This is a genomic window from Bacteroides cellulosilyticus (assembly GCF_020091405.1).
Taxonomy (GTDB): Bacteria; Bacteroidota; Bacteroidia; order Bacteroidales; family Bacteroidaceae; genus Bacteroides.
Map to the genome: position 1 here is coordinate 137,554 of NZ_CP081903.1, position 15,619 is coordinate 153,172.

The window sequence follows — 15,619 nt, forward strand, 5'->3', positions numbered from 1 at the left end:
CTTCAATATATATTCTAAAAGACACCATTGCCCAAAATAGGAAATTCTAAATAAAACCACTACCTTTGCCCCATAGCTATATGAAACGGCAATATGACAGAACAGGAAGTCAGAAGGTATCTACGGAAAATGAGCGAGCAGGATTCCCAAACTGCTTTCCGGGATTTTTATGACATGACGTATGACCGTCTGTTCCGTATCGCTTATTACTACACTCACCACGAAGAATGGTCGCAAGAAATTGTGCTCGATGTTTTCATGAAACTCTGGGAACACCGTAAGCAACTATTAGAAATTACCAATATCGAAGATTACTGTTTCATACTCGTAAAGAATGCCTCTCTCAACTATATAGAAAAAGAGGAGCGCCGCCCCACCCTATCAACAGAAACCCTACAAGAACACTCCGGTCAAGCTGTATCTCCTGAAGATACTCTGATCAGCGAAGAGCTTTTTGCTCGCTATGTAAAAGCTCTCGACCGACTACCGGAACGTTGCCGTGAAGTCTTTATCCGCATCCGTGAAGAAAAACAAACCTATGCACAAGTAGCAGAAGAGTTGGGTATCAGTACAAAAACGGTGGATGCGCAATTGCAGAAAGCAACCATTCGATTGAAAGAAATACTGCTCTAATAAATAGAGCTTTGTCAAACAACATTCATCAATCCCCGGTGTTAGTAAACCATCCTCCCGGCAGGGCTACACCTTTTCCCCCGGATGGCTACACCCTTTGGAGGCGATGGCTACACCATCCGAAGAAAAGGGTGTAGCCTTGTAAAAGTAGTGCCACAGCTATCTCCTGAGCGGGTACAGACCGATTTTACCATATTCCGCCCCGACATCGTCATGTAACATTTTCACACTTCCGGAAGTGCTCATCCCCATGCCTGAAGAACTCAACCCGAAAGGGGCGATGAAGATAGGGGGAAAAAGTATATCTACTTATCAAAGGACTGGAGGAATGGTACAAAAGGGAATATGCATCCACAGTAATTATCACATGATTAATTAACACTTTTTGTTTCTATTGCCATAGGGAGTTTCTTTTCTGCTCCTGTCTTTACTCATGAACTATATTAAACTAAACTAAAATTAAAACGACATGAAAAGATTTTGCAAACAAATGGCAGGAACCGCAGGGCTTCTCTTCATCCTTGCCGCATGCAGTAACAACAGTTCCAGTTATCCCGAAGAGTATGTAGGTTTTGAGAAAGCCACCAAAAACTATTCGTTCGACAAAAACAAAGACACAGAAGAGTTCGACGTAAAGATTATTGCCGCTGAAAAGAAAAATGAGGATAGAGAAGTTCTCATTAATGGCATAAACATGCCGGGTAAAGCAGTTATTTTCAGTCTTGAAGACAAGACGGTCATTATCCCTGCCAAGAAGAAATCAGCCAATCTACGAGTGAAGATCTATCCGAAGAGAGTGACAGACAAAGCTGAATTCCGCATCGTCTGTACCCCGAAGGATAAAGAAGGCAAAAAGACACAGATCACTATCCATCTAAGTCCACAATAATCATTTGGCTCATAACGGAAAAGAAAGGAATTATTTCACCACAGAGGACGCAGAGGACGCAGAGGTTATAATTATCTCTGAACTAGAAGCCTAAAAACTCTGTGAACTCTGCGTCCTCTGTGGTGAAAAGATTCATAACCCGTCAATAATGAACATAATTTGAATTCTGATTCGCATGATTAATACATGTATAGGACTATGATGGAATGATTCTGAAGCGGCTAGCACTTCTTCTTCAAAAAAAGAAGTTTCGGCATAGGGAGTTTTTACGTTTTACCTGTCTTTATAGAAAAGAGGAATAAGAACATGGAACAAGAATTTGAAAAAATACTCGATAAACTCGCAACCTCCACCCGTTCGCCGAGAGGAAGATTCTCGAAAGCCAATAGCTGGATACTTCTTGAGAAACGGTTGCCGCATCTGCAACGCCGCATCCTTTCATTGCACACAATGGCTGGTGCAGCCGCTGTCGCCGTGCTTTGTGTACTGGGCTGGTGGGCATACTATATGTTCGCCCCAGTACCATTGCAAACCGTATCCACATTGGCAGAAACACGTACCGTAACACTGCCCGACCAAACAGAAATTGTACTGAACCGCTATTCTTCTCTGACTTATCCCGAACGCTTCAGAGGAAAAGACCGGAAAGTACAGTTACAAGGAGAAGCTTATTTCGAAGTCAGCAAGGATGCAGCACATCCTTTCAAAGTGGAAGCCGGTGCAATTATAGTGCAGGTTTTAGGTACACATTTCAATGTCGAAGCCTATCCCAAAGATACGCAAGTGAAAACAACTTTATTGGAAGGTTCCGTTTCTGTCAGCCTCATCGGTAAAACAGAAAAGAGTCTGATTCTCTCACCCAATGAAAGCGCTATATATAATAAGGATAAGAAAAGTCTGACCCTACATACCGAAAATAATGCATCCGAAGAGATTATCTGGAGAAACGGAACACTGCTTTTCAAAAGCATTCCTTTACAAGAGATTATCCGACAACTTTCTAACGCTTTCCACACAGATATTCGTATTGAAGACACCGACTTACAGAACTATCGCATGACGGCTACTTTCTCTGATGGCGAAACACTGGAAGATATTCTTTCGCTGCTTTGCCGCAATCAAAAGTTTGAATACACAAAAACTAATGACATAATAATGATCACACAAAAATTAAACTAGAATGAAATCCTCTATCTGTTCACCCCGCACCATCAGGAAATTTTTCCTGGTGGGAGCGGTTCTCCTATCAACCTGTACACTACAAAGTACAATCGTATTTGCCACCTGCGTTCTACAGAAGACAAATCCTTCACAAACGCGTTTCAGCATAAAACTACAAAACGCTACACTGGAAGAGTTCGTGAAACAAGTGGAACAAAAAACCGGGTACAGTTTCATATATGGAGAAGAAGTACGCCTGAATGGACGCATCACACTGGCCGTCCGTGACCTTACTATTAACGAAATTCTCCGGAAAGCCTTTGAAAACCAACCGATAGGTTTCGAAGTCTCCGGAAAACATATTTTGCTAAACAAGCGGCCCGTGCCGCAGAAAACCGTAAGCCGTCGGTTCACTATCAGCGGATATGTGACGGACGGGGTGTCTTCCGAGACACTGATTGGTGCCAATATCCTCGATAGTCGTCAGCGTGTAGGCACTGCCACCAATCCTTTCGGTTTCTATACTCTTACTTTGCCGGAAGGAGATGCGGATTTAAGTTTTTCGTATTTAGGGTACGAAACTTGGCACAGTTCGTTCCCGCTGAATAAAGACACCGTGCTCAACGTCCGCCTGGACAGCAATAATGAACTGGCGGAAGTGATAGTACTTTCGGATAAGAAAGAGGCCGGCATTCAGTCTACTGCTATGGGAGCACATGAAATTCCAATGGCACAGATACAACATACTCCGGCTGTGCTGGGAGAGGCTGATATATTGAAAACTATTCAGTTAATGCCAGGTGTACAAGCCGGAACGGAAGGCTTTTCCGGTTTATATGTACGTGGCGGAGGACCGGACCAGAACCTAATATTGCTGGACGGTATTCCGGTATATAACGCAGATCATCTTCTGGGGGTGTTTTCCGTATTTACTCCCGAAGCTGTAAAAAACACTACACTCTACAAGAGTTCCTTTCCCGCCCGTTACGGTGGCCGGCTTTCCTCTATTGTCGATGTACGTACCAACGACGGAGACATGCATCATTACCACGGTGCACTCAGTGTAGGTACACTTACCGACAAACTGCATTTTGAAGGACCTATCTGGAAAGGACACACCTCTTTCAGTCTTAGTGCACGTGCCACGCACACCGCCTTCTTCAAAAACCTCATAGTGGATAAAGATGATTATTACGCCGATAAATACAACTACTACTTTTACGACATCAATGCCAAAGTGAACCATAAATTCAATGACCGCAGCCGCCTCTTCATTGGTTTCTATAAAGGAAAGGACCATTACCACTTTGATACCACTGACAGCAATAACTATCAGAACAACGACGAAGCTAAAGTCTATTATAAGGATGACAGTCATCTGAACTGGGGAAACACTATCGCCTATGGCCGTTGGAATTACGTATTCAATAGTAAGTTGTTCTGTAACACCACTATTTCCTACAATAACTATCTGATGAAATTGAATCAGGATGTGGAAGATACGCGCACCTACCAGGGGCAGATATTAGATCGTTATAGCTATTTATCCCAATTCCGTTCAGGTATCAGTGACTGGAGTGCGCGCATGGACTTCGATTTTACACCCGCGCCGGAGCATCACATCAAGTTTGGAGCAGAATATATCCACCATACTTTCCGCCCGGGCATCTCCACTTCCAAGACTCAGGAAGTGGAAAACGGAGAGCAACAGGAAGAAACAATTTATGCTGCCAGCAATAATCATGTACTACGAGGACAAGAGGTATCACTCTATGCTGAAGATAATCTCAACCTGAACAGTCATCTCAGTCTAAATGCCGGTATAAGGGCATCTCTGTTCTCTACACAAGGAAAGAACTACTGTTCGATTCAACCACGCCTCTCCACACGCTACAACTTTGGACAGGGATTCTCCGCCAAGGCATCCTATACATGTATGGCACAATATGTACACTTACTTTCATCCACTCCCTTCTCTATGCCTACGGATCTTTGGGTACCAATTACCAAAAATATACGCCCCATGTATGCCAATCAATACTCTCTAGGAGGCTATTATACAGACCTACCTGGCTGGGAGTTCTCTATAGAGGGATATTATAAGCAAATGCGTCACATACTGGAATATCAGGATGGCGTTTCCTTTTTCGGCACTTCCACTAATTGGGAGGAAAAGGTAGAAATGGGTGAAGGACGTTCCTTTGGCCTGGAAATGATGGTGCAAAAAACTTTAGGAAAAACTACCGGTTGGCTGGCATATACACTGGCAAAGACCGATCACCGTTTCAAAGATGGTGCCATCAGCCAGGGTAAATGGTTTCCTTATAAATATGACCGCCGCCACAGCATCAGTCTGTGTTTGAATCATAAATTCAGCGAACGTATCGATGTCGGAGCTTCATGGATATTCAATACCGGGGGATGCATCACAGTGCCTGAACGGGAAACCATTATCATCCGTCCCGAAGGCAATATAGAATCTGCTCCTTATATTTCCCGGCGCAACAACTATCGCCTGCCAGCCAGTCATCGCCTAAACCTGGGTATCAACTTCAACAAGAAAACCAAGCATGGCATACGTACCTGGAACATCAGCCTTTATAATGCCTACAATGCTATGAACCCCAACCTGGTTTACAGCAAATGGGAACAAGGTTACAATCTGATTTACGATGACTTTTACAACAGCATATATCAGGGAAACGGTGATCAATATAACTCAGAGAAAAAGTCGAAGACTGTTATCAAGAAACTGACTATATTACCCTGCATACCCTCTGTGACTTATACCTATAAATTTTAAAAGCCATACCAGATTATGAAAACAAGAATTAAATTACACCTTATTATATATATAGCTTTCGCCGGACTCTTTATGGCTTGTGAAAATGAAATCCCATATAATCCCGGACAACAAACTCCGCAGCTTATCATGAATGCCCTGCTCAATGCCGGACAAACAGAGAATCTCGTTTATCTGCATCTTAGTGAAGGAAACAGCATCGGCCGCATCAATGAAGCAACGCTTTCCCTCTATGTAAACGATAAACAGATTGAATCCCCTCAAGCCATATCTCCCGAAGAATACTATGAAAATATGCAAAATCAGCTTGACAAGGGGCAATATGAAGCATTACTAAAAAGTATGCGCTTCAAAATATTCCGTCTCACCGCCCGCTTACAACCCGGAGATAACATTCGCCTGGAAGCCACAGCGGAAGGCGGAAAGTATCATGTCAGTTCGCAAGTAACTGTTCCCCGTCCCCTACAAAGCCTGCAAGTGGACACCTGTACCGCCCTCATCCGCCAATGGGGTAGCATGAGAGCCCATCGTCAATACCGCATCACCTTAGAGGATCTTCCCAACGAAAAGAACTATTACCGTCTGGAAATAGTGAATAACAAAGACTTCCGCTGCGTTATCTACACGCCCAACGAAGACGAGAACGGAGACTATATAAAGGATGAAAATGGAGATTACATTTACACCATAACGAAAGACACAGTTGTCAACTATAGATATACCGAACTTATCAACCGTGAAGACGTGATCCTGACCGACGGACATGTTACCAGCTCGGATGATGATGAAAATGCAATGTTTCCCACCAACATTGAAAACAAATACAGTATCTTCACAGATAATCGTTTCACCAATTCATCTGCCACGCTGAAAGTTTACACCCCACTTTACGATGACAACTATGATATTCTCCAATCACTGAATTATACCCGTTGCTACCTGAAACAAAATATCACCGTGCGCGTGCTCAGTTTGCCTGAAACATATTATCGCTACCTGAAAGCTTTAAACTGCATGGATGACGAAGATTATGACGAAGCCCTGATGGAACCTATCAGCCTGCCCAGCAATGTAGAAGGCGGATTGGGCTTTGTAGGTATTTCATCTGAAATTCAATACACCATAGATATGCCGGATAAAAAATGGGGATGGTGGTAAAATCCGTATAAATACTATCATTATGATCACCCGTGTTCGACAACCATATTACATTCATATTACAAACAAGGTCTTAAACAAGCAAAATAATACCAGATAATTGATCTATATCAAGAAATGCTCCCTTAAACAGCACTTTCCTTCTTCTTTATTTTTATGTTATAAAACATATTCCTATATTTGCATAGGTAAAAAGAAAAAGCTAAGCGCTTAGAGCTGTTTTCAATAGGTATTAGATTTTTAGAGTTAGAATTGTTTTTAGGTATAACAAATTAAAAGTAGGTATTATGAAACGTTTAGGATTAACATTAATGGCAGCAGTCTGCCTGACTGCTACGACATTTGCAGCAGGAAATCAACCTACAACTGCAAAATGGGATGGTAACATCAACGTAACCAAGTTGAGTAAATATTTAAAATTGTCGGCTGACCAGCATGAAGAAGTAGCAAACATCTGCGAATACTTCTCTACACAGATGGGACGTGCCACAACTGCAAAGAAGGACCAGGAAAAGAAACTCCACAATGCAGTGTACGGAAACTTGAAGTTGATGAAGAAAACGCTTACTGACAAGCAATACGCTGATTATGCGAAAGTACTGAATGTCACTTTGCAGAATAAAGGTATCGAAGTGAAATAATAAGAGAGGGCACTGAACATCACGTTTTGTGCCCTCTTTCCTCTATCAACACTATACGAGTGTCGACTCCCTAACCAATATATATTTCATTTACAAACAATATCTGTCTTGTAGCTCCTTTTTATATTTCTTAGAGACCAGCAACTCATCTACATTCTCAAATGGCGGATACAACACACATTTACCATCCTTGATAATCATCAGATAATCAATATTGATTATAAAAGACTGATGAATCTGCACAAAACAAGGAGCATATCTCACGATCTGATCGGCCGTGGTACTCTTCTTCAAAGGTAACGGCGTTTGTCCACTCAACACCGCCTCCCACTGTTTCCGTTCAGAGCAATACCGGAAATATCCAATTTCGGCAGGCCGTAATGCCCGCATGTCATTTGTCGGAGTAAACACCATAAATGTCTGACTAGTGTTTGCTAATGCCGCAGGAAAAAATGCAGCTTTCCGTTCTAATTCTATTCTTTCCATAAATCGGGAAATAATAAGTTCCAGATCTTTTTCCTCAAAAGGTTTCAATAAATAATCAAAAGCAGATTGACGAATGGCTGACATCATGTATTTATCGTATGCCGTATAAAAAACAACTTTCATGCCCCAAGTCAGAGATTCGCGAATACTATCCAGCAAATCCATCCCCCTCATATCAGGTAGCTCTACATCTAAAAAGAGCAAATCGGGGCGCACTTTTGCTATCAGTTTCTTCCCGGATACTCCATTGCGTGCAGTGCCTTCTAAATGGAAGTTTTCAAATTTCTGCAACCCGAATACCAGATTATCCAAGGACAACTCATCGTCATCTACTATTGCAACCTTATACCTGTCCATACCTCTCTTGTTTCTGCGAAATTAAAGAACTGAAAGCAATTTAAAAAATCAGAATATGTCATTTTCAGGATATTCGATCAAAACAACGGATATCCAATCAAAATTGAGGATTATTCGAAAATCATTAAACTGAATAATCATAATTCAACGGTAAATGGAAACTTACTTCACATCCGGTCTCGCCATCCGGCAGAGGAATATTGTGTACCGAAGTTTCAATCATTTCCTTATTCTTAGCATTCAAAATCTGAATAGTTTGCATGATTACCTTCATTCCGGTCCCTGTCCCTCTGTTAGCACTGTTCAGTTTGAATCCGCCCCCGTTATCCGTAATCCGGACACAAATATAAGTACCGGAACGATGAACATCAATCCAAAGGCGCCGTTCACCTTCTTTGCCCCGAAGAGCGTGCTTGATGGCATTCTCCACCGGTATCTGTATTAACATGGAAGGCAGAAGCAACTGATTGGTGTCCACATCTTCACCAACTTCAATAGTCACCTTAAATTCCGGTCCCAAAGAACGGCGTTGAAGATCAATGTAGGTTTGCACAAAACCTAATTCTTCTTTTAAGGTAACACACATTTGCTCAGCTAATTCCAAATTCCGACGCATTAGTTTCACCAATGAGGAGAGCTCTTTTTTATTCTCCCCTTCCCGACTGCCCATTTCCTGGTTCAGCACATTGAAAATAAAGTGCGGTGACATTCTGTTACGTATATTCTCCAAACGTAAAGAAGATATGGTACGCTGACTTTGCGCAAGCAGAAGGGCCCGTCTTTTCTTTTCATACAGATAGATGAAACAAGCAATAACCAATACCAAAACGCAAATTCCAATCCAGAAGAAACGTCCCTCGTGCAACTTTAGCATCTCTACCTTCTGCTGCTCAATCAATATGTTCTTTGCCAACAGTGTAGAGTCCTGTTGATATCTCAATGACATATCGGCTGTACGCATTCTTACATGTTCATTCCGGATGGAATCGTCCAGCCGACTGTTTTCTTTCTGATAAAAGAAAGCATTTTTATAATCTGCCGTCTTCTCGTAAAACTCCTGCAAATACTTATTACGAATATGCAGCATGTCCGGCTCTATATGATTCGGATTGGCAGCCTTACTTAGCAGATTTCTTACGGTTGCCATATCATTTCGCTCCAAAGCCAGACCGATACGCTGGGTATCAATATAATAAAGCGCTCCTGCCGCCCCTATTTTCCGAAAAAAGGGTTGGCATTCATTGATATATTTAGCCGCTGAGTCAGGTTCATTCATTTGCAGATAGACATCCCCCAGATTCACCATGCACAGGTTCTTCTCAAAGCCCATATCGGGATGAGAAACCGCCAGCGAGAAACCTTTCTTGAAATATTTTAAAGCTTCCGGATAATCCTCACGATAATAATATGAATTACCACGATTATTCAAATAGATATATTTCTCGTAAGGAAGCATTTTATCATAAAACATCCCTGCCAGATTATAGTAATAGTCGCACTGATCAAAGTCGTGTAAAGCCATATACACCTGAGCCAGCCCATAATAAACAGGATGACGACGCCCCTCCGATATTCCTAAAGAATCTCCGATTTGCAGCGCTTTACGATACCAAAATGCACTTACGTCATATTTTCCCTGCCGGCTGCATGCATCAGCCAGATTGATAAGAATATCCGGGACTGATTCTGTCTTCATTCCCTGCAAACGTTGTTTGTAAGAATCAGTAAAACAAACAATAGCCGAATCCATAGCGCCTACACGCACATAAATATTACCTTTTGTATTCAGATATTCCGAGCGTAAATCAGCAAGGTAGGGTGAAGATTGTTCACGGGCACAAAAGTCCTCTATCCGCCTTATTAAATAGCGGGCTGAATCTACATCCGAAGCGAACATATACGTTTTTAATACTATAGCAGAGTAATAATACCATTCCAGACTATCAGTTGACACCTCCATCTTTTGCTTTGCCAACGCACGTATCTGTTGTGGATGAGTGGTCAGAGAATCTGTAACCGAACGATAAAAAGAGTCGTATTCTTTTTTCCAGGAGGAATGCTGCTCAGACTGTTTACACGAAACAACTAAGAATAGTAGTAAGAGAACCGGAAGAAAAGTTCTCCACAGAATTTTGCCATCTATCGTGTTCATAGCTATTGACATTTATATAAAGAATAAATATATCCTTCACGCATTGCTACAAATATAATAGTTTTTCCCATTTAGTACAATTTTAAGGCCACTTATCCGCCAAGATATTTATTTATCCTGTTTTTACTTATTATATAATTTGGGCATCACAAATACTTATTTTAACTTTGCATAAACAAATTGAAGTAATCATTAACAGTAACCCACAAATTACGAGACACAATGAGAAAGCTTTTACTTTTGGGGATTTGTATCTCCTTTCTTCTCCCCACAGCTATGCAGGCGCAATACTTGCGTTCATCCTATTTTATGGAAGGAAGCAGTACCCGCATTCAGTTAAATCCGGCATTGCAACCCAAACGTGGCTATGTCAATTTCCCCGGTATCGGTTCCGTGAATGCCGAAGTAGCCACCAACTCACTTGGTATACAAGATGTCATCGACGTTTTCGATTCCGATGGTGAATTTTATAACAATGACAAGTTCTACAATCGCCTGAAAGGAATGAATGAAGTGAATATCAGTGCGAATACAGATGTTATATCTTTCGGATTCTATAAAGGAAAAGGTTTCTGGTCATTCAATGTAGGAGCACGGGCTGATGTGGACGCCACTATTCCTAAAGAAATGTTTCGATATCTTCGCGCAACTGATGTAGAAAATTTCAGTTGGAGCGGCGAAAGCTTTGATATCCGCAATGAGAAACTACGCTTGAACGCTTACATAGAAGTCGGAGCTGGATATTCACGTGCCATCAACGAGCGCTTAACCGTAGGTGGTAAAGCCAAATTGCTATTAGGTGCAGGAAACATAAACCTAAAAATTAATCAGATTCAGATGTCAGGAAGAGGAATCGGATATGAATCTGAATTTCAGCTAAAGTCGGATGCTTATATGGAAGCTTCTGCCAAAGGCTTGAAGCTTGAAGAAGAAGACGGTTACATCACTGATCTGGATTATAACAGCTTTGGTATCAGCGGTTATGGAGCAGGTATTGATTTAGGAGCCACCTATCAAGTAATGAAGAATCTGAATGTCTCTGCCGCCATTCTTGATTTAGGATTTATCTCCTGGGACAAATCTAACTCTCAAGTGGCTGAATCAGATAGAAATGCCACTATAAATAAGGATAATTATAGCGACGACGTACTGGACTTCAATTTATTCGGTTTGAAGAAGAAGGAAAACAAATCACGCACCACCTCCTTATCACCGACTATGGTTATCGGAGGGGAATACGGATTACTGAACAACAAACTGGGATTAGGATTATTATCAACTACCCGTTTCGGCCAGTTAAAAACGTATTCTGAATTGACATTCTCCGCCAATTACCGTCCCAATACTCTGATTAATACTACGTTGAGTTATTCCATGTTACAAGGTGGCGAGACATTCGGTATTGCTTTCAAAATAGGTCCTTTGATGCTGGGTACTGACTATATGTATTTTGGAAATAATTCCAAACATGTGAATGCCTTTATCGGACTTTCTATTCCTTTGGGAAAGAAGAGAATATAATAGTTATGAGCTACGAGCTACAAGCTACGAGTACTATGCAGAATAATAGCGCAGCAACTCGTAGCTTGTAGCTATTGTAGCTCGTAACTATTTAATCGTTATCATCGTTGCCCCGAAACCATATTCCTGGAAAGAGGCATCCTGATGCCGGAAAGTAGGATATTTACGTTTCAGTTCATCCAGTAACGCTTTACGAAGTACACCGTCACCTTTTCCGTGGATAAAGACAATACGCTGTTCACGTTTATTCTTATACTGTTCCAGCACCTCACGGAATTTATCCAGCTGATAATTCAGTATCTCACTGTTGCTCATTCCATGAGTATCATCCAGTAATTCACCAATATGAAGGTCTATCTCAATAATGCCACTTTGTCCGCCACGTTTCACAATCGGCTGAGATTTGGGTTTGTCCACCACTGTTTTCTGAAGCAAAGCTGATTGCAATTCTTCAGCAGAAACATACACTTGTTTAGTGGGAACATCATCCTTTACTATATCGTAAATCAATGCAGGCGTTTCAAAGAACTCTGACTCCTGGAATGTATGCAATTTATAGAACTTCACCGTATCAATACGGAATTCCACGCTTACTGCCGGTTTCATCGCAAACGAACGCCCTTCCTTAAAAGCAATAAATTGCACAGCTACGTGTTCACGATCATTCAATTCTGCTTTTTCAAATTCTTCCAGCAAGAATTTTGTATTCGGCTCTACTACTCCATTGGAACGGACCTCCCATGCTTTTCCTTCGGCACACAGATAGGTATAATACAAATAATAGTTACTGTCATTCACCAGATAAGCTTCAAAAGGAGTCGTGCTGACTGCTTTGATATCTTCCGGAACGAAAGCCAGAAAAACATTCAGCACATCCCCACCACGCATTTCCGGCTGACGAAAAGCAGAAACTTGAGGCTTAGACAAATGTCCCATTTCTTTTTCTTCCTGTACAGGATGGGAAATGGAAGATTGTACCGGTCTCGTCATATTATAATCATCCGTATCAATCACCACACACTCACGTATGGGCATCGGGATATCAAATCCATCGGCATCTTCTACCAACACAATATCCTTTCCCCGAAATCCCGTCACAATACCGCCCCCGATCTCATTCAGGAAGCGTACTTTATCACCTATTTTCATCTTCTTTCTATTTAAGTATTTGACGAATTAGAATTTACGATTGAAGTTCGAAAACCCAATCGCTCTACAAAGATACGGCAACTCAATAAAAAAAGATAGAAAAAAGAGAATAAATATCCGTACCTTTGCAGCCCGTAAAGAAGTTTATCATGAAAGAAGATCCAAAACATATCCGTATCAGTGAATTTAACTATCCGTTACCGGATGAACGTATCGCAAAATTCCCTCTACCAGTGCGCGATCAGTCCAAACTCCTGGTCTACCGCCATGGTGAAGTATCCGAAGACCGCTTTACTTCACTTCCATCCTATCTCCCGACGGGAAGTCTGATGATATTCAATAATACAAAAGTGATACAGGCACGCCTGCACTTCCGTAAAGAAACCGGTGCTCTCATTGAAGTCTTTTGTCTGGAACCGATTGAGCCGAACGATTATGTGCTTAATTTCCAGCAAACCAAACATGCCGCCTGGCTTTGTATGATCGGTAATCTGAAGAAGTGGAAAGAAGGTACGCTGAAACGGGAAATGACTGTAAAAGAGCAACCGATTACTTTGACTGCTACCCGTGGTGAATGCCACGGCACCAGCCATTGGGTAGATTTCCGTTGGGATAATCCGGAGATAACTTTTGCTGATATCCTCGAAGTATTCGGCGAACTTCCCATTCCGCCTTATCTGAACCGGGATACACAAGAAAGTGATAAGGAAACTTATCAGACTGTTTATTCTAAAATAAAAGGTTCAGTAGCCGCTCCGACCGCCGGGTTGCACTTTACTCCCCGTGTACTGGACGCATTAAAAGAAAAAGGAGTAGATTTGGAGGAATTGACATTGCACGTAGGCGCAGGAACTTTCAAACCTGTAAAGAGCGCAGAAATCGAAGGACATGAGATGCATACCGAATATATATCTGTTTCTCGCGGAACAATTGAAAATCTGATTGCTCACAACGGAAAAGCAATTGCCGTAGGCACTACCTCCGTACGAACACTGGAAAGTCTCTACCATATCGGTGTCACCCTTCTGAAAAATCCGAATGCAACAGAAGAAGAACTTCATGTTCATCAATGGCAGCCTTATGAAACAGCTGAAGAGACTGCAAGTATCACATCTGTAAAAGCGTTGCAGGCCATTCTCAATTACTTGAACCGCCATGATATGGAAGCGTTGCACACCAGTACGCAAATTATTATTGCACCAGGATACGACTACAAGATTGTAAACGCCATGGTCACTAATTTCCATCAACCACAAAGCACCTTACTATTACTCGTCTCCGCCTTTGTAAAAGGCAATTGGCGGAAAATATATGACTTCGCATTAGGTCATGACTTCCGTTTTCTAAGCTATGGGGATTCTTCATTAATAATACCCTAACCTGTATATACAAATTAAAATACCTAATTATGAACGACGAACTAATATTAATTGAAAATAAGATATACGAAGTGCGTGGCACAAAAGTCATGTTGGACTTTGACTTAGCAGAACTCTATGGAATAGAAACAAGAACATTAAAACAGGCAGTAAGACGGAATATTGAAAGATTTCCTGAGGATTTTATGTTTATGCTCACCAAAGAAGAAGCTAACAACTTGATACACATAGGGGTATCACAAAATGTGATATCCCCTGAATATAATGTTGGCTCTACAAACATATTTGCTTTTACAGAAAATGGTGTATCAATGCTTTCATCTGTTCTGCGTAGCCCGCTTGCCATTCAAATCAACATCAATACAATGCGAACATTTACGCGGATGCGCCAACTTGTTTTTGCATGCAAAGAAAGCAGTCTTTCCGTAAAGGATGAATTAGAACAAATAAAAGTACAACTATCCGAGATAGCCGAAGATTTGGAAAGTAACGAACAAGATCATGAAAGCCTTTTCAATGCCATTGCAGAGATATCTCTCAAACTACAACTTAACCAATCTAATCCCGGGCGTGTTACCGTGAAAGGATTCACCAAAAATGATTTATGACAATGAACAGCGATAATAACCAGGAAATGTTTCCTCTTGTCGATGAACAGGGAAATATTACAGGAGCCGCTACCCGTGGCGAATGTCACAGTGGCAGCAAACTATTACATCCGGTAATTCACCTTCATGTTTTCAATTCCAAAGGTGAACTGTATATGCAGAAACGTCCCGAATGGAAAGATATCCAACCGGGAAAGTGGGATACATCCGTAGGAGGACATGTAGATTTGGGCGAAAGTGTAGAAATGGCGTTGAAGCGCGAAGTACGGGAAGAGTTAGGCATCACCGACTTTACTCCCGAAACCATTACGAGTTACGTCTTTGAATCTGCACGCGAGAAAGAGCTTGTCTTTGTACACAAAACGGTTTACGACGGCGAGATACAACCAAGCGATGAATTGGACGGTGGTCGTTTCTGGACCATAGAGGAGATTAAAGAGAATATGGGGAAAGGTGTGTTTACACCGAACTTTGAGGGGGAGATAGAGAAAGTGATCGAACCACTTTAACCTTGATACTAACTGTAATCATGCAGAACTTTATCAAAGCATCTATTTAAAATAATCCCATTAATCTGCAACTTCTAATAAAAAAATCCCCTAAACACTTGACATCGCCTCCTTGATGTCGTATATTTGTATCGGTAAATCTATTTAAGATTCAATTTTAAATTAGCATAAAC

Annotated in this window: 14 protein-coding genes; 11 read left to right on the forward strand and 3 right to left on the reverse strand. The window is 41.5% G+C overall.

The genetic code is table 11. The features are described 5' to 3' along the window. The first annotated feature begins 93 nt into the window (after positions 1-93). The 7 genes from K6V21_RS00385 to K6V21_RS00410 all read left to right on the forward strand — a co-directional run bounded on the left by K6V21_RS00385 (position 94) and on the right by K6V21_RS00410 (position 7,285). On the forward strand, positions 94-633 hold the full coding sequence (locus K6V21_RS00385; RefSeq protein ID WP_217712667.1) for an RNA polymerase sigma-70 factor: 540 nt from the start codon (positions 94-96) through the stop codon (positions 631-633). Between the two features lie 84 nt (positions 634-717). Further along, positions 718-852, forward strand: coding sequence for a hypothetical protein (locus tag K6V21_RS26650; RefSeq protein WP_258771141.1), 135 nt, complete (start codon positions 718-720; stop codon positions 850-852). A 250-nt stretch (positions 853-1,102) separates the two neighbouring features. Next, positions 1,103-1,522: a hypothetical protein gene (locus tag K6V21_RS00390; protein ID WP_224320507.1), complete on the forward strand. Its 420-nt coding sequence runs from the start codon at positions 1,103-1,105 to the stop codon at positions 1,520-1,522. A gap of 306 nt (positions 1,523-1,828) precedes the next feature. Continuing rightward, complete coding sequence (locus K6V21_RS00395) at positions 1,829-2,701, forward strand: FecR family protein (RefSeq protein ID WP_224320508.1); 873 nt, start codon at positions 1,829-1,831, stop codon at positions 2,699-2,701. Position 2,702: 1 nt separating this feature from the next. After that, positions 2,703-5,486, forward strand: coding sequence for a TonB-dependent receptor (locus tag K6V21_RS00400; RefSeq protein WP_224320509.1), 2,784 nt, complete (start codon positions 2,703-2,705; stop codon positions 5,484-5,486). A 15-nt stretch (positions 5,487-5,501) separates the two neighbouring features. Beyond that, on the forward strand, positions 5,502-6,644 hold the full coding sequence (locus K6V21_RS00405; RefSeq protein WP_224320510.1) for a DUF4249 domain-containing protein: 1,143 nt from the start codon (positions 5,502-5,504) through the stop codon (positions 6,642-6,644). A gap of 287 nt (positions 6,645-6,931) precedes the next feature. Next, positions 6,932-7,285, forward strand: coding sequence for a hypothetical protein (locus tag K6V21_RS00410; protein WP_044266298.1), 354 nt, complete (start codon positions 6,932-6,934; stop codon positions 7,283-7,285). A 90-nt stretch (positions 7,286-7,375) separates the two neighbouring features. Here the strand turns inward: K6V21_RS00410 and K6V21_RS00415 are convergent, their stop codons facing one another. Both K6V21_RS00415 and K6V21_RS00420 read right to left on the reverse strand, forming a co-directional pair. Then, on the reverse strand, positions 7,376-8,128 hold the full coding sequence (locus K6V21_RS00415; RefSeq protein WP_217712672.1) for a LytR/AlgR family response regulator transcription factor: 753 nt from the start codon (positions 8,126-8,128) through the stop codon (positions 7,376-7,378). Between the two features lie 124 nt (positions 8,129-8,252). Then, on the reverse strand, positions 8,253-10,280 hold the full coding sequence (locus K6V21_RS00420; RefSeq protein ID WP_224320511.1) for a histidine kinase: 2,028 nt from the start codon (positions 10,278-10,280) through the stop codon (positions 8,253-8,255). A 222-nt stretch (positions 10,281-10,502) separates the two neighbouring features. Here K6V21_RS00420 and K6V21_RS00425 point away from each other — a divergent pair, with 222 nt between their 5' ends. Next, positions 10,503-11,801, forward strand: a complete 1,299-nt coding sequence (locus K6V21_RS00425; RefSeq protein ID WP_224320512.1) for a DUF5723 family protein — start codon at positions 10,503-10,505, stop codon at positions 11,799-11,801. An 87-nt stretch (positions 11,802-11,888) separates the two neighbouring features. Here the strand turns inward: K6V21_RS00425 and K6V21_RS00430 are convergent, their stop codons facing one another. After that, positions 11,889-12,950 (reverse strand): DUF2027 domain-containing protein, encoded by a 1,062-nt coding sequence (locus tag K6V21_RS00430; protein ID WP_224320513.1) that lies wholly within the window; start codon positions 12,948-12,950, stop codon positions 11,889-11,891. A 149-nt stretch (positions 12,951-13,099) separates the two neighbouring features. Between K6V21_RS00430 and K6V21_RS00435 the strand changes: the two genes are divergently transcribed. From K6V21_RS00435 to K6V21_RS00445, 3 genes are read left to right on the forward strand one after another with little or no spacing between them, the layout of a single operon-like run. Beyond that, complete coding sequence (locus K6V21_RS00435; protein ID WP_224320514.1) at positions 13,100-14,329, forward strand: S-adenosylmethionine:tRNA ribosyltransferase-isomerase; 1,230 nt, start codon at positions 13,100-13,102, stop codon at positions 14,327-14,329. A 29-nt stretch (positions 14,330-14,358) separates the two neighbouring features. Next, complete coding sequence (locus K6V21_RS00440) at positions 14,359-14,937, forward strand: ORF6N domain-containing protein (protein WP_224320515.1); 579 nt, start codon at positions 14,359-14,361, stop codon at positions 14,935-14,937. Positions 14,938-14,939: 2 nt separating this feature from the next. Further along, on the forward strand, positions 14,940-15,446 hold the full coding sequence (locus K6V21_RS00445; RefSeq protein WP_217712677.1) for an NUDIX hydrolase: 507 nt from the start codon (positions 14,940-14,942) through the stop codon (positions 15,444-15,446). Positions 15,447-15,619 lie beyond the last annotated feature (173 nt).